Origin of the sequence: Kribbella sp. NBC_01510 (assembly GCF_045040325.1) — a bacterium.
Lineage (GTDB): Bacteria > Actinomycetota > Actinomycetes > Propionibacteriales > Kribbellaceae > Kribbella.
Genome location: NZ_CP109418.1, coordinates 2,664,507 through 2,684,227, shown reverse-complemented (window position 1 = coordinate 2,684,227; position 19,721 = coordinate 2,664,507). Strand labels below are relative to the sequence as shown.

The window sequence follows — 19,721 nt, the reverse complement described above, 5'->3', positions numbered from 1 at the left end:
GTTGCGTGTGCTCCGACTGTCCGGTCCCGTGCCCTCGGGTTGTGAGGCGTGAGGGCGGGGTTGTCCACAGGTGGAGGGGATGGGGTTTCGGGGTGGGGGGTGGGATGGGGAAGGATATGGCTCACGCGGGCGCTGGTGCCGTGGGTTTGTTGTCGGTAGAGGGGAATCGGACAGTGGTGGTGCAGTCGGTCGAGCAGCGGATCGCCGAGGAGCTGGAGGTCGGTGAGAATCAGGTGCGGGCAGCGGTCGCGCTGCTGGACGAGGGATCGACAGTCCCGTTCATCGCGCGGTACCGCAAAGAGGTCACCGGGATGCTCGACGACGCGCAACTGCGTACGCTCGAGGAACGCCTGCGCTACCTGCGCGAGCTGGAGGAACGCCGCCAGACGGTGCTCGAGTCGATCGAGAGTCAGGGCAAGCTCGACGACGCGCTGAAGGCCTCGATCGTCGCCGCGGACACCAAATCGCGGCTGGAGGACATCTACCTTCCGTTCAAGCCCAAACGCCGGACCAAGGCGATGATCGCCCGGGAGAACGGCCTGGAGCCACTCGCCGACGGGTTGATGGCCGACCCGGACGTGGAGCCGATCGCGGCCGCCGCGGTGTTCGTCAACGCGGAGGTCCCGGACCCACAGGCCGCGCTGGACGGCGCGCGGGCGATCCTGGTCGAGCGGTTCGCCGAGGACGCCGACCTGATCGGTGAGTTGCGCGAGCGGCTGTGGACGCAGGGCCGGCTGGCGTCGGCGGTGCGGGAGGGGAAGGAGACCGACGGCGCGAAGTTCTCGGACTACTTCGACTTCGACGAGCCGTTCACCAAGATGCCGTCGCACCGGATTCTCGCCATGTTCCGCGGCGAGAAGGAGGACGTACTGACGCTGACGGTCGAGCCGCTCCCGGCCGGGGTCGAGGCCGACGGACCGACGGAGTACGAGTCGACCATCGCCCGCAAGGTCGGCGTGGAGAACCAGGGCCGTCGCGCCGACAAGTGGCTGGTCGAGACGGTCCGCTGGGCCTGGCGGACGAAGATCCTGGTGCACCTCGGCATCGACCTGCGGATGCGGCTGCGTCAGGTCGCCGAGGACGAGGCGATCCGGGTGTTCGCGGCCAACCTGCGCGACCTGCTGCTGGCCGCCCCGGCCGGCACCCGCGCGACCATGGGCCTCGACCCGGGCTTCCGGACCGGTGTGAAGGTCGCCGTGGTGGACTCGACCGGCAAGGTGGTCAACACCGGCGTCATCTACCCACACCTCCCGCAGAACCAGTGGGACAAGTCGATCGCCACCCTGGCCGCGCTGGCCGCCGCGCACAACGTCGAGCTGATTGCCATCGGCAACGGTACGGCGTCGCGCGAGACCGACAAGCTGGCCGCGGAGCTGATCGCCAAGCACCCGGAGCTGAAGCTCACCAAGGCGGTCGTGTCGGAGGCCGGCGCGTCGGTGTACTCGGCGTCCGCGTTCGCCTCCCAGGAGCTGCCCGGGATGGACGTGTCGCTGCGCGGCGCGGTCTCGATCGCGCGCCGGCTGCAGGACCCGCTGGCCGAACTGGTCAAGATCGACCCGAAGTCGATCGGCGTCGGGCAGTACCAGCACGACCTCCCGGAGAACTCACTGTCCCGCTCCCTCGACGCGGTGGTCGAGGACTGTGTGAACGCGGTCGGCGTCGACCTCAACACCGCGTCCGCGCCGCTGCTCACCCGGGTCTCCGGGATCACTCCGGGCCTGGCCGACAACATCGTCCTGCACCGCGATCAGAACGGTCCGTTCACGTCCCGCACTTCGTTGAAGGACGTCGCGCGGCTGGGCCCGAAGGCGTTCGAGCAGGCGGCCGGATTCCTCCGGATCCCCGAGGGCGACGACCCGCTCGACGCGTCCAGCGTGCACCCCGAGGCCTACCCCGTCGTACGGCGGATCCTCGACGCGACCGGTCAGGACGTGAAGGCGCTGATCGGGTCGGCCGAGCTGAAGCGGCTGAAGGCGGCGGACTTCGTCGACGACTTGTTCGGTCTGCCGACGGTGACGGACATCCTCGCCGAGCTCGAGAAGCCCGGGCGGGACCCGCGGCCGGCGTTCAAGACGGCGGTGTTCGCCGAGGGCGTCGACAAGATCGCCGACCTGAAGCCGGGGATGCGGCTGGAGGGTCAGGTCACCAACGTGGCCGCGTTCGGCGCCTTCATCGACATCGGCGTCCACCAGGACGGGCTCGCGCACGTGTCCGCGCTGTCGAAGAACTTCGTCAAGGACCCGCGCGAGGTGGTCAAGCCCGGCGACATCGTCACCGTGAAGGTGCTCGAGGTCGACATCCCGCGCAAGCGCATCTCCCTCACCCTGCGCCTCGACGACGAGGTCGGCGGCGGCGCCCGTACGCCGGGCGGCCAGGGCAACCGTGGTGCCGGCGGCCAGGGCGGTCGCGGTGCGGGTGGCCAAGGCCGTGGTCCCGGCGGTCAGGGCCGTGGTCCCGGCGGTCAAGGTCGTGGTCCCGGCGGTCAAGGTCGTGGTCCCGGCGGTCAAGGCCGCGGTCCCGGCGGCGGCCAAGGTGGTCAAGGTGGTCAGGGCGGTCAGGGCGGTCAGGGCGGTCAGGGTGGCCGCGGTGGGAACCGTGGACCTGGCGGCGGCCAAGGTCGTGGTGGCTCCCAGACCGAAACCCCGATGGACGAAACGTCTCTCGCCGACGCCTTCCGCAAGGCAGGCTTCACCGTACGCTGACCCGGCTACGCAACACGCCCGCCCCAAGCACCTAGGGGCGGGCGTGTGCGCTTCCGATGTCGAGACGACGCGGACGACTCCGACGTACCCCGGTGAAGCCACCGAGGAGGACAACCTGATGCGCGATCTGATCGTCACCCAGAACATCACTGTCGACGGCGTGATCGGGGCGGGTGACTGGTTCGGCCCGGCCGACGGCGGGCCGGATGTGCTCGAGGCGGTGCGCGAGCAGTCAGCCCGGGCGGACGCGTTCCTGACCGGACGCCACACGTTCGAGGACATGCGCGATTTCTGGCCGAAGCAGACGGACGACACCACCGGCATCACCGCGTACCTCAACCAGGTCCACAAGTACGTCGTGAGCACGACGCTGCAGGAGCCGGGCTGGGAGCCGACCACAGTGCTCCGCGGACTGGACGACGTACGCAAACTGAAGGAGGCTGACGGCCGCGACATCGTGTGCACCGGAAGCATCCAACTGACTCACCAACTGATCGCGGCCGACCTGGTGGATGAGTACCGGCTGTTCGTCTATCCGACGGTGGTCGGCAGCGGGCGGCGGTTATTCGTCGACGGCACACCCCACAAGCTGCGACTCACCACTAGCCGCGCGTTCGCCGGCGGCGTCGTGCTGCTGACCTACCGGTGACAGCTGATCAGTCGGCGACCTCGTAGCCGGCCGCTTCGATCGCCGTACGGATCGCGGCCGGCTCGAGCTCGCGGTCGCTCACCACTGTGACCATCGACGTGGCCAGATCCACGGCCACGGACTCGACCCCCGGCACGGCCTCGAGCTCATCGATCACGAACCGCACGCAATGCCCACAGCTCATCCCCGCCACCCGGACAGTCGTCGTCACACGCTCACATCCCGCGTCGCCTGCGTGGTACGACGGATCCGGCCGTCGGGCGCGAGTTCGCCGAACAGGTACACCTCGGTCGAGATCGTCCGGCCCCGGCGCATCTCCGCGTGGATGGTGAACCGCGCCGCCAGCCGATCGCCGGTGCGCATCGCCTCGTGGACGTCGTACGAGCAGGCCACCAGGTTCTTCCGGATCGGCCGCAGGTGGTCGATCAGCCGCCGCCGATCCAGCGTGACGCCATCGGCGATCTGCTCGACGTCGGGCGTGTAGTACCGGTCCACGACCTCCGCCGCATCGCCGCCGGCCACGACCTCCCGGGTGAACGAGCCGAAGAAGTCCGCGACGAACTCCCGTGCAGTTAACTCTGACATACCGTCAAAGATAGGTGGATCGGCTAATCTTGACAAGGTGTCAAAGAATGAGCCGGTACGACGGAGACGTCGGGCGGACGCGGATCGGAGCCGGGTCGCGATCCTGACCGCGGCGATCACACTGCTGGACGAGCGGATCGACGCGAGCGTGGAGCGGATCGCCGAGACAGCGGGGGTCACGCGACAGACGGTGTACGCGCACTTCCCGTCCCGCGACGTGCTGATGAACGCCGTCGTCGACGAACTCACCCGCGAGACCACGCAGGCGATCGACACCCTCGACCTCGATCACGGCCCCGCGCTCGACACACTCCTGCAGTTGATCGACCTGGGCTGGCGAAGCTTCGAGCAGCATCCCCTGCTCCTGCATCTGCCGCAAACCGCCGGACCGGACGAGCGGCACGACCCTGTGGTCGAGCGGTTCGAACGGCTGATCCGCCGAGGTCAGCGCGCCGGCGAGATCACCCGCGACCTCCCGGTCGCCTGGCTGGTCGACGCGCTGATCGCGCTGGGCCACGCGGCCGGCGAGGCGGTCGCTTCCGATCGCCTGCCGGCCAAGAAGGCCGCCACCGCACTCCGCACGACCGTCCTGCGACTGCTCACTCCGGGATAGGCGAACCACTCAGCTGTGGACGACCTTCAGGACGTTGCCGTTCTTGTCGTAGGCGGTCAGTTTGAACTTGCCGGTGCCGTGCGAGTCGGGGTCGAACCAGGACAATGCGAACCAGCCGTCGTGGAGCGTGATGTCGTGCACGTTGCGGCTGCCGACCGGCGCGATCCGGATCCGCGCGATGTTCGAGTCGGTCCGCCCGGTCCCGTCGTAGTACTTCGTCTCGCACCCGGTGCAGCCCTGGCTGTAGCCGACGTACCACTGCGCGAAGTGGTCGTCGAACTTCAGCCGACCACCGGCGTCAACGGCATAGATGCCTGGCCCGGATCCGGCCGGAGTCGCGGTGCCGTCCGGCTTCGGGACCAGCGCGCAGTCGACGTACTCGCGGCCCGACGGAGACACCGCGATCAGGTGGGTCACTCGCCCGGGTGCTGTGTCCGACGCCATCACCCGCCAGTTCCTCAGGTCGGTCCAGAACATCACCGAGCAGTTCCTCAGCTGGGCTGACGCCTCGGCCGGCATCGGGTCGCGCTGAGCGGCTGCGGCGAGGGCCCTCGACGGCTGATCTCCGCCGGGGATGGTGCACAGCGCGAACCGCTCGCCCTGCTGCTGCGCGTACGGCACTGTATGGGTCGTCGACCAGAAGAAGTTGGGTGTGAGCGGGCGCTTGTTCTGTGGGTACCGCAGCGTGCACAGCCGCGTCGCCTCGGCGAGGGTGAGCTTCACCGCGGCCCCCGCCTCGCCGCGCGGAATGCCCGGGACCGGGGTGAAGTCGGGCTGCACCGCCTTGGTCGCGAGTGCGTTCGTACCGGTCACAGCAGGTTGCCTGTCGGCGGTGTTCAGGTTCGGAAGCAGGCTCGCGGCGATCGCGACCACGGCAACGCCGGCGACGCCTCCGCCGGCCGACAGCAGCCTGCGCCGGCGGCGGCCGCGGTGAGCGCGGGCGAGGAGTGCGGGCGCGTCGATCGGGTCCAGCGGATCCGCGCCTGCGAGGCGGCGGAGTTCGGCGCCGATGTCATCCATGTCGTTCTCCTTCACAGGGCTCGCTCCGTCTGCCGGGCCCGGTCGATGGCGATCCGGAGAGTTGCGAGTCCACGCGCCACCTGGCTCTTCACCGTGCCCTCCGAGCAGCCCAGAATCTGGGCGGTCTGCTCGACGGACAGGTCCTCGTAGTACCGCAGGACCACACAGGCGCGCTGCCGCGGCGCGAGCGCGCCGAGCGCGGTCAGGACCTCGTCCCGCTCGGCGTGCTCGTCGGTATGATCGCCCGGCAGAACCCGGTCGGAGGGCAGGTCAGCGGTCGGCACTTCCCGGCGCCAGGGGCGCCGACCGCTGTCCAGGGCCACGGTGACGACGACGCGGCGGGCGTACGCGAGCGGGTTCCCGCCGCGATCCACCTTCGACCAGGACCGGTACAACTTGTACAGCGCGTCCTGAACGACGTCGTCGGCGCGATGCCAGTCCCCGCAGACCAGGAACGCGGTCCGCCGCAACGACCCACTGGCCGCCGCGACGAACTCGACGTACTCCCGATCCCGATCCACCACCGCCCCTCACTCTCCCTTGTCCCCCTCATTACGGGCAGCGGGTCGTCCGGGGTTGCATCAGGCCAGCAGCAAGAGATCGAGCAGTCGGTTCAGGTCCGCATCCGACAACGGACGATCGAGTACGGCGGTGAGCCCGTCGACGGCTCGAATCACATCGGCCCGGACCGCGGATCGGGAACGCGACTGAGCCACGGCCAAAACCCTGATGACCTGGCCGGATCGATCGGAGCCGCTCAACAAGTCGGCGGAGGCCTGTGACGCCTGGGACGCGTCAGGTGGCTCGTCGGCGATGCCGACCTCGAGCCGGGTCCCCAGGGCGGTGGCGAGCCGGTCGAGCGCGGCCACGGTCGGATTGCCGCGCCCGTTCTCCAGGTTGGCGATATAGGGCACGGACAGTCCCGCGTCGACGGCGACCGACGCGATGGTCCGCCCCGCTGCCTTGCGCCGCTCACGGAGGCGCTCACCCAATTCCACGACCGTCAGCCTATTCTCACAGAACACTCTTGCCAAGATCTATCTCGTCAAGATAGTTTCCCAGGCCGTGAGGACACTCCGGAACCGCGACTTCCGCCGCCTGTGGATCAGCGGCGGGATCTCCGGCATCGGCTCGTGGCTGCTGGTGGTCGCGATCCCCGTTCTACGTGTTCGCGCTGACCGGATCCACGGTCGCGACCGGCCTCACGCTCGCCCTTGAGGCGCTGCCGGCACTGCTGCTCGGACCGTGGGCCGGCGTACTGCTGGATCGCTGGGACCTGAGCCGGGCGATGTGGATCGCTGATCTGGTCAGCGCCGCCGCGGTCGCACTGATCCTGTTCGCCGACGCGGACCGGATCTGGTTGATCTACCTGGCGATCCTCGCCGAGAACATCGCCACCATGGTGTTCCGGCCGGCCTCCCGCGCCCTACTCCCCGCCGTCGTCGGCACCGGCAACGAGCTCGCGGCCGCGAACGCCCTGAACGCCTTGACCAGCAGCACGATCCGGCTCGCCGCACCACCGCTCGGCGCACTGCTGCTGGCCGGTCCGGGTATCGAGTTCGTGCTGGCCGTCGACATCGCCAGCTATTTGTTGTCAGCGGCAATCATCGCGACCGTCCGGACCCACAGACACCCGTCCGGCCGAGAGACATCACGACCCCTCGAAGGATTCCGGTACGTCGTCCGGCACCGCGCACTCCGCGGAGTCCTCGTCGGCCAGACGATCTTCCTCACCGCGAACGCCGGCCTCACCGCACTCCTCGTCCCCTTCGCCGTCGACCGGCTGCACGCACCCGGCTACGTCGTCGGCTACCTGATCTCCGGCCTCGGCGCCGGCTACCTGATCGGCGCCGCCCTGAGCACGAGGGCCGCGACCTGGCTGGGGACTCGCGAACTGCTCGCCGTTACCCAGTTCGCGACGGCCGCGGCCTTCTTCGCCCTCTTCAACGCCCCGAGCATCCCGTGGGCAGTCGTGGCCGCCGGCCTGATCGGCCTTCCCGGCAGCATCCTCCTGATCACCGCGGAGACCACGATCCAACGGACCGCACCGACCGCCATGCTCGGACGCGTCGGCGCACTCTTCTTCGCCGCCGACTCCCTCGCCCTCCTGATCGGCGCCGTCGCCGCCCCGGCCGTGACGCTCGTGCTGGACCTGCCCTTGACCCTCAACCTGCTGGCGGCCTTCGCCGTACTCGCGGCACCTTTGACGCTGGCCGTCGTACCGGGTCATCCGGCGGCTTTCACCAGAATTTCTACCGGTGCGTGAGCAACCGGGTGCAAACGGTTAGCAGGACGTCATATATTCTGCGGCGGTCGAAAAGACACGGTCGCCGAATCGTTATTGGTAAATTACTGCAAACCTTCTTGACAGCGGTTTTCCGCGGTCTACTGGGCCTCTCCGAGAGGGCGCTGACCAGCGGATTCGAATGATTCCCTACTCTGCGTTAGGGCTCTGTAAAGGTCCCTTCGGAAGTGTTCCGGAGGGACGTGCCGGTGAGGTGTTCTTTATCTCAGCACCGGACAAAGCCGTCCGGGGCGCCGACCGACACTGCTGAAGGACCGCTGATGACCGAGACGCTCGAAATCCCTGCCGCGCACCGTCGGGTGCGGGTCTGGTTCGGCGCTCACCCGATTGCGGACCACACCGCCACGGCGGACCAGGCAGCGCAGTACGAGGAAGCCATGCGGCGGCGGTTCGCCTCCCTCCGGGTGACGAGCGAGCCGGTGCTGGCGGAGAGCACCGCGGAGCCGGGACGATGACCACCCGGCCGACGCTGCTCGGGTATGTACGGGCCGACGCGCTGAGCTGCGCGGAGGAGCTGGCCGCGGCGACGGATTCGCTCGTCGCGTTCGCCAGTGCGGAGGGTTTCACCCTCGGCACCGTGTACACCGAGCGCGACGCGGCCGAGTCCGCCGCCTTCCACGCACTGCTCGAGGAAGTGAAGCGGTCCGACGTCCGTGCGGTCGTCGTACCGACGATGAACCACCTCGGCACGGTCGGCACCCCGGCAGCGATGCAGCAACACCTCGAGTTCCACCAGGCGCAGGTCTGGGCGGTCGACTCGAGATAACTCCACACAGGCAAGCGGAGCTGACGTCTTGACCCCTGCATCGGCGTCGGTTCCGCTCTCCACCTCCACAGCTGCACCGGGGATGCCCGGGCGGTAGTGGACTATCAAGGCCCCACCGGCTGCTACCGGTGGGGCCTTGTCGTCGGTACGGCGGTTCAGGCGACGATCGTGTAGCCGTAGCGCTTCATCACCGTGGCAACCGCGGCGTCGAAGCTGCCGGTGTCCTCGAGCTTGAAGTGCACCTGCACCTTGCGGATCACCCGCTGGAAGTGCAGGTGCCACGGCACACCGGCCGGCGGAACGGTCTCGGCCCTGGTGATCGCGCCGACCCTCGGATGCGCCGCCCAGGCGATCACCCGGGCCCGGTCCGCGCCCCACACCCCGGTCATCGCGTCGTGCGTCCGCGCGTACGCCATCGCGGCCAGCGAGATGGTCGAGTCCGGCACCGGCTGCTTGGGCGCGTGCGCCTTGAGGTACAGCTCCCAGGTCATCCCGTAGAACCCGGGCGGCCCGTCGTCCTTGCCCCGGTTGGCCAGGCCGTTGCGTTTGCGGTGGTACTCCACGACCTGGGTCGCCGCGCCCCGGGACAGATCCTTGTCCCCGACCGCGATCGCGTGCACGTGATACGGCCAGTTGCCCTGAGCCGGCGTACGCAGCCAGGCCGCGAACCCGACCGCGCGCATCGCCTTCACGACAGCGACCCGCTGCGCGACACTCTTCGTCCGTACGTCGATGTCGATCGCTCCGCCACCGTCGTGGGTGCCGGCCGACGCCTCTACACCACTCTTGTTGTACGACCCCTGCAGGATCGCGAACTTCGACTTGTACAACTTCTCCGCAGCCTCGACCATCGCCGCGGTCCGCTTGTTCAGCGCCCAGCCCCGCCAGACGATCCTTGCCTCAGGCATCTGCTTCACCGCTGACCGGACCGAGGATCAGGTCCGCGTCCTCCGCGGCCCCGAGCGCCTCCAGTTCGTCCAGGTCGGCCTCGGACAGCTCGTCGTCGAACACATCCGGCATCGTGTTTCCTCCCCTGGCGTCCGCGTACCTCCCCCGGCACGCGAAATCGCCGTCCAGCGTAGGCGGGACCCGGGTCACAGGTCGAGACACCTCCGGGCCGAAGGTTTGAGAAACGTGAAGATTTCCGCTCGGTCCGCGTGCCGGGACGTGTGAGCCGCGCGCGGTTGGGTACGTCTAGGTGGTCCCGCGGTTCGGTCAGTGCCATTCGGGCATGGGTGGTGTTCACCGAGCCGCGAGTTCTCCCACTGAGGGGCGGGAGAACGACCGGCGCCCGGCGGGCGCATCTATCCCAGGATGCGCTCGCCGAGCTCGGCGCTCACAACGCCGACGCGACGACCAGATACCGGTTGAGGCTGAAGAAGTAGCCGGCCCCGAGGCCGCGCAGGTCCGCGGCCCACGCGCGCGCCTCGTCCGCGGTGACGCCGCCATGGCCGGGCACGAACCCGGAGACGATGTCGATCAGGCCGGCGCTGTACGTCCGATTGTCGTACCCGGTGTTGAGGAGCGGCACCACCTGCTGGTGGGTGAGCATGAAACCGGACTTGGCCAGTCCGTCGGCCAGCGTCCGGGGCAGATGCGGATCGGCGAGATGGTCCTCGAACGCGGTCAGCACCCGCGCCATCCGCGCGTCGTCACTCGACCGCCACACCACCGAAGCCCAGTCGGTGTCCAGCAGTACGACGCGACCCGCCGGCCGCAGCACCCGGTGGACCTCGTCCAAGGCACCGGCCACGTCGTCGACGTACTCGAAGACCTGGGTGGACACGACCACGTCGAAGCTCTCGGCCGGATGCGGGATGCGCATCACCGACGCCGCCTCCAACTCGATCCCGGGTCCCGCGCCGGCGCGGGTCCTCGCGATCGCCAGCATGCTGTCGCTGATGTCGATCCCGCAGATCCGCCCGGTCGGCCCCACCTCTTCAGCCATCTCCGCCGCGAGCAACCCCGGCCCGACGCCGACATCCAGCACCCGATCCCCCGGCCGCAACGCCAGCGCCACCCGCACGATCCGCCGCTGCTCGACCATGTCCGACGTCGTGTACATCGCCTCGGTCTTCCGAGACACTTCCGGATCGAACTGCAACCCGCCCATCCCAGCCTCTCCGCCCATGCCCACATCATGGTCCGCCACCCCGCCGTCTGGGAGGCCTCGGTAATTCGGGCGCGTCGCCAGTACTGTCGCGGCTAGCTTGTTCGGGTGATCGAACTGCCTGAGGAGTTCCTGCGGATGCCGCGCTGGTGGACGGAGGGCGCGGACTGGCTGGGTGGGCTGACCCGGGCTGTCGAGGAGCAGTGTGCACGGTGGGGGTTGGAGATCGCCGGGCCGGTCGCGCACGGATCGAACGCGATCGTGGTGCCGGTCATGCGGGGTGGTGACGACTTGGTACTACGCATGTCGCCGCCCGGCCGCGAGGTCGAGGAGCAGGCCCGAGCGCTGCGGTGGTGGGACGGGCGCGGCATGGTCCGGCTGTACGACGCCGACGTCGAAGCCGGTGCGATGTTGCTGGAGCGGCTGACGACGCCGCTGACGAGTCGGCCGGTCGACGAGGCGGTCGCCGTACTGGGGCACCTGATGCGGCGGTTCGCGGTACCGGCTCCGGATGATGTGCCGTCGACCGCTGCGATCGTGGCCCAGCGGTCGGCCGCGTTGGAGCGGCAGTGGGAGCAGTTGGGTCGGCCGTTCGACGTCAGTGTGCTGCGCGAGGCGTTGCGCGTCGCCCCGGACCTGGCCGAGACCACGTCAGATCTCGCAGTGAACGGCGACTTCCACTCCGATCAGGTACTCGCGGGCTCCCGGGAGCCGTGGTTGACGGTCGATCCGGTGTTGTTCCGCGGCGACATCGCGTACGACCTCGGCCGCGTGCTGTGGACGCGCCTCGACGAGATGGCCGACATCGTGCCGCACTTCGACACGGCCGTGGGCGCCGCCGGTCTGGATCGGGATCGCGCGCGGGACTGGGTCGTCTGGCGGACGGTCGACTACTGGCTCTGGGGCTTGTCGGTCGGCCTCACCGAGGACCCGGTGCGGTGCGCCCGGCTGGTCGCCGCCTTCTGACCGCTCAGGCCGACTTCCAGATGAAGCGGCTCCGCATCATCCGTGGGGTGTCGCTCGCGTTGGGCGCGATGGAGTGCAGGATCCACGGATGGGTCACGTAGACGTCACCCGCGCGACCGGTGAGCTCGACCACGCGGACCGGTAGTCCGTCGAGATCGGCCTCGACCATCGGATCGACCGGCCGCTCGCCGGCCGAGGTCAGGTTGCGGAACCACGGATCGGACCGCAGCACCTGGTCGCGGATCGCGGTGAACTCGCGCTCGTCCGTCGTACTCAGGTAGCGAGCGATCACCTGCGGCGATCCGGCCACCTGCGGAGTCCCGCCGCCACCAGGCTCGAGATCATCCAGCAGAGCCCAGATCTTCACCGCCGCCAACTCGTCCGCAGGCTGGTCGAACCCGACATCGGTGTGCCACTGGCGATGCGGCACCGCCCAGCCGTCGCCCGTCGGCATGGTGACCAGCACCTGACCCTGATGCGGCGGCTGCTTCCACTGGCCAAGGAGGTCGTCGAGCGCCGACCGCAGGCGAGGGCCGAGGATCGCGTTCGCGACCGAGTGTCGCTTGGTGGTCTTCAGCCCGGTCGGCCGCAACGTCGTCCAGGTCGAGCGGTCGTCCGGATCCATCCCGTGCCGGTCCTTCAGTTCGGACCACAGCACGTCCCGCATCCGCGCGGCTTCGTCGGCCGAGAACGCCGCCGGGACCTTCACGATCCCGTCGCGCTCGAAGGTTTCCAGATCCTGGGCGCTGAGCATCCACCCATGCTGCGCCGGGCCGCCAGGACCTGCCACCCAATTGACAGGCCCTGGCGATCGATGCCCCGGTCAACGAGGGGACTAGTGCGCGGGGGCGAAGTCGTGGAAGCCGATCAGCTTCTGGATCTTGCCGTCCTCGGTGAGCACGACGATGTCCGTGCCACCTGCCACCGGTTCCTGGCCGTCAGCCTGCAGGTGCCAGGTCCAGCGCAGGTAGGTGTGGTGCTCGTCGATGTCGCCGATGCGGACGAAGGACAGCCCCGGGAACATCTGCTGCGCGGCGCCGACCAGCTTGTTCAGCTCGTCGTGGCCGTTCGTCTCGAAGCTCGGGTCGACGAAGGTCGCGTCCTCGGTCCAGGTCCCCGCGATCAGTTCGGCCCGGCGGTCGGCGTCGGCGGCGTTCCACATCGCGAAGTACCGGTCGGCGAGAGCGTTGGCGTTCATGGTGTTTCCTCCTCGGAAGTTCGGATGACCAGAACCCTGCCGCCGGTCCGTAGGTCCGGTCGATGACGTCCGAGGTAATGGCGTTGTCTATGCAAGCGGTTACGGTCGGACCATGGCAGCGACGATCGAGGAGACGTTCCAGCGCCCGGTGGGTGAGCTTCTGCGTGGCTGGCGGGAGCGCCGCCGGCTCAGTCAGCTGGAGCTGGCGAACCGGGTCGAGGTGTCCACCCGGCACGTGAGTTTCGTGGAGACCGGCCGGTCCAGGCCGAGTCGCGAGATGGTGCTGCGGCTGGCCGAGCATCTCGACGTACCGCTGCGGGATCGCAACCAGCTCCTGCTGGCCGGTGGTTTCGCGCCGATCTACAGCGAGGCGTCGCTGCACTCACCGGCGATGCTCGCGATCCGGACGACGCTGCGCCGGCTACTGAAGGCCCACGAGCCGTACCCGGCCCTCGTCGTCGACCGCTGGTGGAACATCGTCGAGACGAACGCCGGCATCCAGCTGTTCACCGCCGGCGTCGACGAAAAGTTGCTCCAGGCACCGATCAACGCGCTCCGGCTGACCTTGCACCCGGACGGCCTGGCCCGCCGGATCGGCAACATCGCCGACGTGCGCGCCGCCGCCCTCGGCAGCCTGCAGCGCCAGGCCGCGAGCACCGCCGACCCCGAGCTCCAGGATCTGTACGACGAACTCCGCCGGTACGCCGTGGACGACCGGCCGGCGCATCCGGGGCCGGCCGAGATCGTCGTACCGTTCAAACTGATGCACAACGGCCACCAACTGTCGCTGCTGACGATGATCGCCACCTTCGGCACGCCGCTCGACGTCACGGTGTCGGAGCTGATGATCGAGTCCTTCTACCCGGCCGACGCCGAGACGGCCGAGTACCTCAGGGCGCTTTGATGACCACTCCGCCTCGCGACCTGGCCGACACGGTCGAGCTCCACCTGTGGTACCTCGACCAGTACCGCGGCGTCATCGAGACGAAGCTGACGGGCCTGTGTGAGGAAGACCTGCGCGGCAGTCGCCTGCCGTCGGGCTGGTCGCCCCTGGAACTGCTCAGGCACTTGGCCTTCGTGGAGCGACGCTGGCTGCACTGGGGATTCGCGGGTGAGCCGGTGGATCACCCTTGGGGCGACTCGGGCGACGATCCGGACGGCCGGTGGGAGATCGGCCCGGACGACACTCTCGAGGGCCTCTTGGCCGCGCTGCACGAGGGCGGCGAGCTCACCCGGCAGCTGGTCGCCGGGGTGGATCCGGCGACTCTCGGCGCCGCCGGTGGACGGTTCGACGCCGACGACCGCCCGACGCTGAACTGGATCCTGTTCCACGTCCTGCAGGAGTACGCGCGGCACACCGGCCAGCTGGACGTCGCGCGGGAACTGATCGATGGGGTCACCGGCGAGTAGGACTGCAGGGTGCCTACTCGCCGGTGACCACCGGGATGCCCTACCGGCTTGAGGAGGGGTGACCGGTGGGGAGTGCGGTCGGGAGGCTCGGCGTCGGGACGATCGGCTTCGTGGTCGGGAGCGTCGGCAGCGACGGCTTCGTGCCGGGGTGCGACACCTTGCCCGGGTCGATCGTGACCGTGACCTTCACCGTCGGAACGGCGGCCTTCGGCACGGACGGCTTGGTGGTCGGCAGCGACGGCTTGCCCGGCAGGCTCGGCTTCGACTGCGGCAAGGACGGCTGCTCGGTCGGTACGCCGTGCACGCAGTCAGCCACCGACGGAACCGGGACCGGCTTGCCAGGCACCGACGGCACGGTCGTCGGCAGCGACGGCGCGGCGGTCGGAACCGGCAGCTTGCTCGGAAGAGTCGGCTTGCCGGTCGGCACCGACGGAAGCGTGGGCTTGCCCGGCAGCGTCGGCTTGGCGATCGGCAGCGTGGGCTTTGCCGGAAGGGTCGGCTTCGTCGTCGGCAGCGTCGGCTTCCCCAGCAGACTCGGCTTGACAGTCGGCAGCGTCGGCTTGCCCTGGGGGAGCGACGGCAGCGTCGGCTTCGTCGTCGGGAGCGACGGCTTACCCGGCAGCGACGGCAGGGTGGTCGGCACCGACGGCAGGGTCGGCTTGCCGGGCAGGCTCGGCTTGGTCGTCGGCACGCTGTTCGGGTCGATGGTCTTGTCGATCGAGACCTCCACCTTCGGCAGCGCCGGCTTGCTCGGCAGGCAGGTCGGGTCGACCGACGGCGGCTGCGGAGTCGCCGCCGGCACCACCACCGGCACCGGTGGCTTGTCGCCACCGGCCAGCAGGTTCTTCACGTCGGTCGGTCCCCCGACCGCGGCGGACACCGTCGCAACGGTTCCGGCGAGTGCGGTGACGCCCGCCGCGGCCAGTCCGCGGCGAAGCCAGGCCAGCCGCTTGCCGCGCCGCATCAGGTCGGCGGGGTCCGGCTGCCACGGCTCCAGGTCATAGTCGAGAGCGTTGCGAATCCGCTCGTCACTCATCAGTTTCCTCCAACTCCGGTATCGATCAGGTCGGGTGCCAGACGCAGCTTGGCCAGCGCCCGGGAAGCCGTGCTCTTCACGGTCCCGGCCGCCACACCGAGCAGCTCGGCGGTCTCGGCCTCGGAGAGATCCTGCGAGTAGCGCAGCGCGACGACGGCTCTCTCCCGGACGGTCAGGCCGGCGAGAGCCGAGAGCACGGCCTCCCTGGTCTGCACGTCCTGGGCGAAGTCCGCTACCGCTCGCTGGTCCCAATCGTTCTGCACCGGGTCACTGGGTACTTCGTTGTTCCAGCGCCGGCGGGCCTGCGTGAGGAATCGGTTGACCAGCACCCGCCGTACGTACCGCAACGGGTCGCCGCTCAGCCGGTGCCATTTCGGATAGGAGCGCATCAACGCCTGCTGCACCAGGTCCTCGGCGGTGTGCCGATCGCCGCACAGCATCTCCGCGAAGCGGAGCAAGGGGGTCGACTGCGCCAACACGAAGCGCTCGAAGTCGGCGTCCGCGGTCCGGGTCATCGATTCTCCTCTGCCTCTGTCACACCGGTACAAACCCACTGGGTGATCGATCGGGTTCTGTTCGGTCACCAACTCCTTCGAAGAAATTTATTCACGGGCTATGCAGAGTCGCGGTTCATTTGTCACATTGGGTGCACACACCTTCACCGCCCCGGAGGTTCCGCCCATGCGTGTCACCCGAAGTATCAAAGCCCGTCGGCAGGCCATCGCCTGCCTGGCCGCCGCCCTCGCGATCGCGCCGCTCGCCGCCATCGCCCTCCCGAGCTCCGCCGCGGAGACCGACCCCGCCGTCGTCGCCACGCAACCTGTCCAGGGATCCAGCAACGTCAAGGTCGACGGCAACCGGATCGTCCTCGGCGACGCCCCGGCCGCGATCGGCTCGACCGAGATCAAGCAGCGCTCCGGTCTGGCCGAGCTCACCCCGGTCCGCTTCGGCGCCGCCACCTCGGCCGTCGTCGTCGGCTACACCACCGGCACGCCGGACAGTTCGTCGGCGGAGGTCGACGTACGGGCCTGGGTCAACGGCAGGTGGTCCGAATGGACGGCCGCCAAGGCCGGTACGCCGACCGCCCTGCCCGGCACGAGTGACCAGATCCAGCTGCGGATCATCGTCAGCGCACCACCGACCGGCGCGAGCCCGTGGGTCGGTGACGTGACCGTTCAGCCCACCGACCAGGCGGCCCCGAGCGGGATGATCATCCAGGCCGCGCCGCTGCAGTCCCGGGTCTTCGCCACCCGCGAAGGCCTGGTCGGCGGTACGACGGCCAACGGCCACGTGATCGTGAGTCGCGACCACTTCGTCGCGCTGCCGTCACGACGAGGACTGGCCGGCAACGGCTCCGGCACGTACTCGGTCAAGGTCTGCACCGCCTCGCGCTGCGCCTTCGAGCCGGTGTGGGACGTCGGCCCGTGGAACACCAAGGACGACTACTGGAACCCGAGCGCGACCCGCGAGATGTGGAAGGACCTGCCGCAGGGCAAGCCCGAGGCACAGGCGGCGTACCAGAACGGCTACAACGGCGGGAAGGACCAGTTCGGCCGGACCGTCGCGAACCCGGCCGGGATCGACCTCGCGGACGGCGTGTTCTGGGACGCGCTGGCACTGCCGGACAACGGGTTCGTGGATGTGACCTACCTGTGGACCGGCGACGGCGGCCGTGGCACGGTCTCGATCTCGTCCGGCTACCTGAACATCCGGAACTCGGCGAGCTCGTCCGGCGCGGTTGTCGGCATGGCAGGCAAGTCGGCGCAGGTGACGGTCGAGTGCCAGACCACCGGGCAGAGCGTCACCGGCTCACAGGGCACCAGCAGCATCTGGCTGCGGGTCAACGCCGGCATGTATGTCGCGAAGGCCTGGGTGTCGGCCGGATCCTTCGGCACCTGCTGAACCACCAACCCCTCCCCACGGCGGCCGCACGCTCAATGAGCGTGCGGCCGCCGCTTTGGATCCGGGGTCAGCAGCCGTGGCTGATCTGGGCGCAGGTGTCCTCGCCCCAGACCAGGAGGAAGTCACGCAGGGCGTGGCCGTTGGCGCCGTACAGCGTGACCTTGATCAGTGTGGTCGGCGCTGTGCCTTCCTTCCATGGCGTTGTGGTCTGGTGTTGCATCACCCAGTACTTGCCCTGGATGACAGCGTTCGTGGTGCGGCCGTCGGGGAAGGCATACGAGATCTTGGTGACACCGGACGGCAGTTGGCCGGCGGCCCAGTAGTACTCGTACTGCTTGCCGTTGATCGGGATCAGGTTGTTCGCGACGGTGAAGGCTTCCGCGTCGCCAGGCGCCGGATTGGCGAGCTTGGTCGGTTGCCGGATGGAGCCCTGGCCGCCGCCGGTCCGGGCGTAAGCGGTGTCGCAGCCGGCCCAGTAGTTGCTGTCGGCAAGGATCAGCACGGTGCCCGGCGTACCGTCCAGGCGGGCAACGGCCTTCGCCCGGCTGCCGGGATTGCCCTCGCCGGTGTCCTTCAGCCACTGCTTGCACGCGGCGACCGGATCCGCCGGCGGCTGCTGCTCTTGCGGCTTCTGCGGCTTCGGCCTCGGTACGACGACCTTGCTGCTCGGCACCGGGGTCTGCGCAATCCTCGGTGTGGCAGCGGGCGTGACTTTCCGCGTCGCAGGTACAGGGGTTTCCGCGGCACTCGGTGTCGCGGGCGTTTGCAGGACCGGCGTTGCCGGGCCACCGCCCCCGACCGCCACGTCCGGCCTTCCGCTGCGGGCCATCGCCGTCCCCGCGATCGCGACGCCGGCCACCGCCGCGACCGCGAGTCCGCTCACCAGGATCCCGGTCATCCGCCGTTTCCGGCCCGGTTCGATCATCGTTGCCCTCCACAACTTTCTTGGACTCTGTCGGACTGAAGGACGCGCCTCGGGTCCGGAAGGTTCTGGTGCTCAGCAGCCGTGGCTGATCTGGGCGCACGTCTGTAGTCCCCAGGTCAGCCGGAAGTCGTTCACGACGGCACCCGACGCGGACAGCAGGCGGACCCGGATCGTGGTCGTCGGCGGGCCGCTCGGCGGCACCCGGTCGGAGATATGCCGCAGCAGCCAGAAGCCGCCGTGGACCACGGCGTCCTCGGTCGCGCCGTCGGGGAAGGTGTACCGGATTCTCGCCACGCCGTCGGGCAGCATCCCACCGGCCCAGGAGAACTCGCGCTCGCCGTCCGGGCGCGTGATCAGGTCGTCGGCGACCGCGAAGGCGTCCGTGTCCTGTGGGCTCGGCTTCTGCAGGCGCGCCGGCCGCCGCGCCGACACCTGCCGGCCGAACGTGTTGTCGCATGCCACCCAGTAGCGGCTGTCCGCAATCACGATCGCGGTGCCGGTCTCGTCGCTCAGCAGGCTCCGCTGGGTGGCCTTGGGGCCGGGGCCCGGCTCGCTTGCCGCCGCCGCGCGGCAGGCCGCCGCTGTGATCGGGATCGCGCCAGGCGTGCTGGCCGGCGGCCTCGGGGTGGTGGCCGATGGCGTCGGGCTGTTCGGGGACATCAGCGCCGTCGGTCCGGGATTCGCCGGTTCGGGAGCCTGCCCGAGCAACCTGCCGCCGGCCAGGAAGCCGCTGGTCGCGACTCCGGCGACCGCTATCGCGGCGACCGCGGTCGTGGCGAGGCCGCGCACCTTACGCCGGCGGCGAGCTCCCGAGATCACGCGAGCAGGATCGAGGGGCGCGATGCTGCCGTCCGGCGCCAGGGCGGCCCGTAGGTCGTCCTCGGGCAGGGTAGTGCCCTTGTCGTTCATGCTCGCTCTCCTACATAACTACCGCTCAGCTCGGGCGCGGCCCGCAGCTTCGCCAGCGCCCGCGCGTTCGCGCTCTTCACCGTGCCGACCGCGACCCCCAGCAGCGCCGCCGTCTGCTGCTCGGTGAGGTCCTCGACATACCGCAGTACGACGACCGCACGCTCGCGCCGGGTCAGCGTCGACAGCGCAGCGCCGACGGCGAGCTTGCGCTCGACCGCACCCGACGGGTCGGCGACCGTTGCACCGAACCCAGCGGTGTCGCCCGCGTACAGTTCCAGCTCGCTCGCGTCGCCGCTAGGCCGCTCGCGCCACGGCCGGCGTCGTACCCAGGACAGGTGCTGATTGACCACGGCCCGCCGGACATAGCCGAAGGGGTCGGCCAGCTCGATCCGATCCCAGCGCAGGTACGCCTTCTCCAGCGCGGTCTGCACGAGGTCCTCCGCCAGGCCGGCGTCACCACAGAGCATCCGCGCGAAGTGCACCAACCGCGCGGACCTGGCCAGCACGAAGGCCGTGAAGTCGTCGTCGCGACTCCCCGAACCGGCCATGTGTTCTCCGTCCTGCCACCCTCACCCCTGGAGACGCCGTACCGAGGTGAATGGTTCTGCGCCGGCGGCGGAAGATT

General features: G+C 69.3%; 24 protein-coding genes. 10 read left to right on the top strand and 14 right to left on the bottom strand.

Translation table 11 applies throughout. The annotated features are described in order from the left end of the window. Positions 1–173: 173 nt before the first annotated feature. On the top strand, positions 174–2,702 hold the full coding sequence (locus tag OG558_RS13415; RefSeq protein WP_405070534.1) for a Tex family protein: 2,529 nt from the start codon (positions 174–176) through the stop codon (positions 2,700–2,702). 43 nt (positions 2,703–2,745) lie between these two features. Continuing rightward, the gene (locus OG558_RS13410) at positions 2,746–3,351 is read left to right on the top strand and encodes a dihydrofolate reductase family protein (protein WP_405070533.1); all 606 of its coding nucleotides are present in this window, start codon (positions 2,746–2,748) and stop codon (positions 3,349–3,351) included. 7 nt (positions 3,352–3,358) lie between these two features. Here the strand turns inward: OG558_RS13410 and OG558_RS13405 are convergent, their stop codons facing one another. Continuing rightward, positions 3,359–3,562, bottom strand: a complete 204-nt coding sequence (locus OG558_RS13405) for a heavy-metal-associated domain-containing protein (RefSeq protein WP_405070532.1) — start codon at positions 3,560–3,562, stop codon at positions 3,359–3,361. Continuing rightward, entirely contained in the window at positions 3,559–3,936 is a 378-nt protein-coding gene (locus tag OG558_RS13400; RefSeq protein ID WP_405070531.1) for a nuclear transport factor 2 family protein, read from the bottom strand. Before OG558_RS13400 ends, OG558_RS13405 begins: the two co-directional genes overlap by 4 nt. Positions 3,937–3,973: 37 nt before the next feature. Here OG558_RS13400 and OG558_RS13395 point away from each other — a divergent pair, with 37 nt between their 5' ends. Further along, positions 3,974–4,549, top strand: a complete 576-nt coding sequence (locus OG558_RS13395) for a TetR/AcrR family transcriptional regulator (protein ID WP_405070530.1) — start codon at positions 3,974–3,976, stop codon at positions 4,547–4,549. A 9-nt stretch (positions 4,550–4,558) separates the two neighbouring features. On the opposite strand, the gene OG558_RS13390 is transcribed toward OG558_RS13395, so the two are convergent. Genes OG558_RS13390 through OG558_RS13380 form a run of 3 tightly spaced genes read right to left on the bottom strand, consistent with a single transcriptional unit; the run spans position 4,559 to position 6,567 of the window. Continuing rightward, positions 4,559–5,569, bottom strand: a complete 1,011-nt coding sequence (locus OG558_RS13390; protein ID WP_405070529.1) for a hypothetical protein — start codon at positions 5,567–5,569, stop codon at positions 4,559–4,561. A gap of 11 nt (positions 5,570–5,580) precedes the next feature. Then, positions 5,581–6,093: a SigE family RNA polymerase sigma factor gene (locus OG558_RS13385; RefSeq protein WP_405070528.1), complete on the bottom strand. Its 513-nt coding sequence runs from the start codon at positions 6,091–6,093 to the stop codon at positions 5,581–5,583. A 57-nt stretch (positions 6,094–6,150) separates the two neighbouring features. Beyond that, complete coding sequence (locus OG558_RS13380) at positions 6,151–6,567, bottom strand: helix-turn-helix domain-containing protein (protein WP_405070527.1); 417 nt, start codon at positions 6,565–6,567, stop codon at positions 6,151–6,153. A 167-nt stretch (positions 6,568–6,734) separates the two neighbouring features. Here OG558_RS13380 and OG558_RS13375 point away from each other — a divergent pair, with 167 nt between their 5' ends. From OG558_RS13375 to OG558_RS13365, 3 genes are all read left to right on the top strand, one after another. Beyond that, positions 6,735–7,835, top strand: a complete 1,101-nt coding sequence (locus tag OG558_RS13375; protein ID WP_405070526.1) for an MFS transporter — start codon at positions 6,735–6,737, stop codon at positions 7,833–7,835. 299 nt (positions 7,836–8,134) lie between these two features. After that, positions 8,135–8,329 carry a hypothetical protein gene (locus OG558_RS13370; RefSeq protein WP_328525240.1) on the top strand — a complete coding sequence of 65 codons (195 nt, stop codon included), beginning with the start codon at positions 8,135–8,137 and terminating at the stop codon, positions 8,327–8,329. Beyond that, a complete protein-coding gene (locus OG558_RS13365) occupies positions 8,326–8,640 on the top strand; it encodes a hypothetical protein (protein WP_405070525.1) in 315 nt (104 codons plus the stop codon). The genes OG558_RS13370 and OG558_RS13365 overlap by 4 nt, the downstream gene beginning before the upstream one ends. Before the next feature lie 155 nt (positions 8,641–8,795). Here the strand turns inward: OG558_RS13365 and OG558_RS13360 are convergent, their stop codons facing one another. Together OG558_RS13360 and OG558_RS13355 are read right to left on the bottom strand one after the other, a co-directional pair. Further along, entirely contained in the window at positions 8,796–9,548 is a 753-nt protein-coding gene (locus OG558_RS13360; protein ID WP_405070524.1) for a hypothetical protein, read from the bottom strand. A gap of 428 nt (positions 9,549–9,976) precedes the next feature. Beyond that, positions 9,977–10,771: a methyltransferase domain-containing protein gene (locus tag OG558_RS13355; protein WP_405070523.1), complete on the bottom strand. Its 795-nt coding sequence runs from the start codon at positions 10,769–10,771 to the stop codon at positions 9,977–9,979. An 87-nt stretch (positions 10,772–10,858) separates the two neighbouring features. Here OG558_RS13355 and OG558_RS13350 point away from each other — a divergent pair, with 87 nt between their 5' ends. After that, a complete protein-coding gene (locus tag OG558_RS13350) occupies positions 10,859–11,716 on the top strand; it encodes an aminoglycoside phosphotransferase family protein (protein ID WP_405070522.1) in 858 nt (285 codons plus the stop codon). A gap of 4 nt (positions 11,717–11,720) precedes the next feature. Here the strand turns inward: OG558_RS13350 and OG558_RS13345 are convergent, their stop codons facing one another. Beyond that, the gene (locus OG558_RS13345; protein ID WP_405070521.1) at positions 11,721–12,470 is read right to left on the bottom strand and encodes a phytanoyl-CoA dioxygenase family protein; all 750 of its coding nucleotides are present in this window, start codon (positions 12,468–12,470) and stop codon (positions 11,721–11,723) included. An 81-nt stretch (positions 12,471–12,551) separates the two neighbouring features. Continuing rightward, a complete protein-coding gene (locus OG558_RS13340; protein WP_405070519.1) occupies positions 12,552–12,914 on the bottom strand; it encodes a nuclear transport factor 2 family protein in 363 nt (120 codons plus the stop codon). Between the two features lie 112 nt (positions 12,915–13,026). On the opposite strand from OG558_RS13340, the gene OG558_RS13335 reads away from it, so the two are divergent. Together OG558_RS13335 and OG558_RS13330 are read left to right on the top strand one after the other, a co-directional pair. Beyond that, positions 13,027–13,818 (top strand): helix-turn-helix domain-containing protein, encoded by a 792-nt coding sequence (locus OG558_RS13335; protein ID WP_405070518.1) that lies wholly within the window; start codon positions 13,027–13,029, stop codon positions 13,816–13,818. Next, positions 13,818–14,324 carry a DinB family protein gene (locus tag OG558_RS13330; protein WP_405070517.1) on the top strand — a complete coding sequence of 169 codons (507 nt, stop codon included), beginning with the start codon at positions 13,818–13,820 and terminating at the stop codon, positions 14,322–14,324. The genes OG558_RS13335 and OG558_RS13330 overlap by 1 nt, the downstream gene beginning before the upstream one ends. A gap of 40 nt (positions 14,325–14,364) precedes the next feature. Here the strand turns inward: OG558_RS13330 and OG558_RS13325 are convergent, their stop codons facing one another. Both OG558_RS13325 and OG558_RS13320 read right to left on the bottom strand, forming a co-directional pair. Further along, a complete protein-coding gene (locus OG558_RS13325; RefSeq protein WP_405070516.1) occupies positions 14,365–15,360 on the bottom strand; it encodes a hypothetical protein in 996 nt (331 codons plus the stop codon). Further along, positions 15,360–15,875: a SigE family RNA polymerase sigma factor gene (locus OG558_RS13320; protein ID WP_329483523.1), complete on the bottom strand. Its 516-nt coding sequence runs from the start codon at positions 15,873–15,875 to the stop codon at positions 15,360–15,362. The genes OG558_RS13325 and OG558_RS13320 overlap by 1 nt, the downstream gene beginning before the upstream one ends. A gap of 166 nt (positions 15,876–16,041) precedes the next feature. Between OG558_RS13320 and OG558_RS13315 the strand changes: the two genes are divergently transcribed. Then, on the top strand, positions 16,042–17,262 hold the full coding sequence (locus tag OG558_RS13315; RefSeq protein ID WP_405070515.1) for a hypothetical protein: 1,221 nt from the start codon (positions 16,042–16,044) through the stop codon (positions 17,260–17,262). Between the two features lie 67 nt (positions 17,263–17,329). Here OG558_RS13315 and OG558_RS13310 read toward each other — a convergent pair whose 3' ends face one another. From OG558_RS13310 to OG558_RS13300, 3 genes are all read right to left on the bottom strand, one after another. Beyond that, the gene (locus OG558_RS13310) at positions 17,330–18,187 is read right to left on the bottom strand and encodes a hypothetical protein (RefSeq protein ID WP_405070514.1); all 858 of its coding nucleotides are present in this window, start codon (positions 18,185–18,187) and stop codon (positions 17,330–17,332) included. A gap of 72 nt (positions 18,188–18,259) precedes the next feature. Then, positions 18,260–19,096: a hypothetical protein gene (locus OG558_RS13305; RefSeq protein ID WP_405070513.1), complete on the bottom strand. Its 837-nt coding sequence runs from the start codon at positions 19,094–19,096 to the stop codon at positions 18,260–18,262. Further along, positions 19,093–19,644: a SigE family RNA polymerase sigma factor gene (locus tag OG558_RS13300; RefSeq protein WP_329483519.1), complete on the bottom strand. Its 552-nt coding sequence runs from the start codon at positions 19,642–19,644 to the stop codon at positions 19,093–19,095. The genes OG558_RS13305 and OG558_RS13300 overlap by 4 nt, the downstream gene beginning before the upstream one ends. Positions 19,645–19,721: the final 77 nt, after the last annotated feature.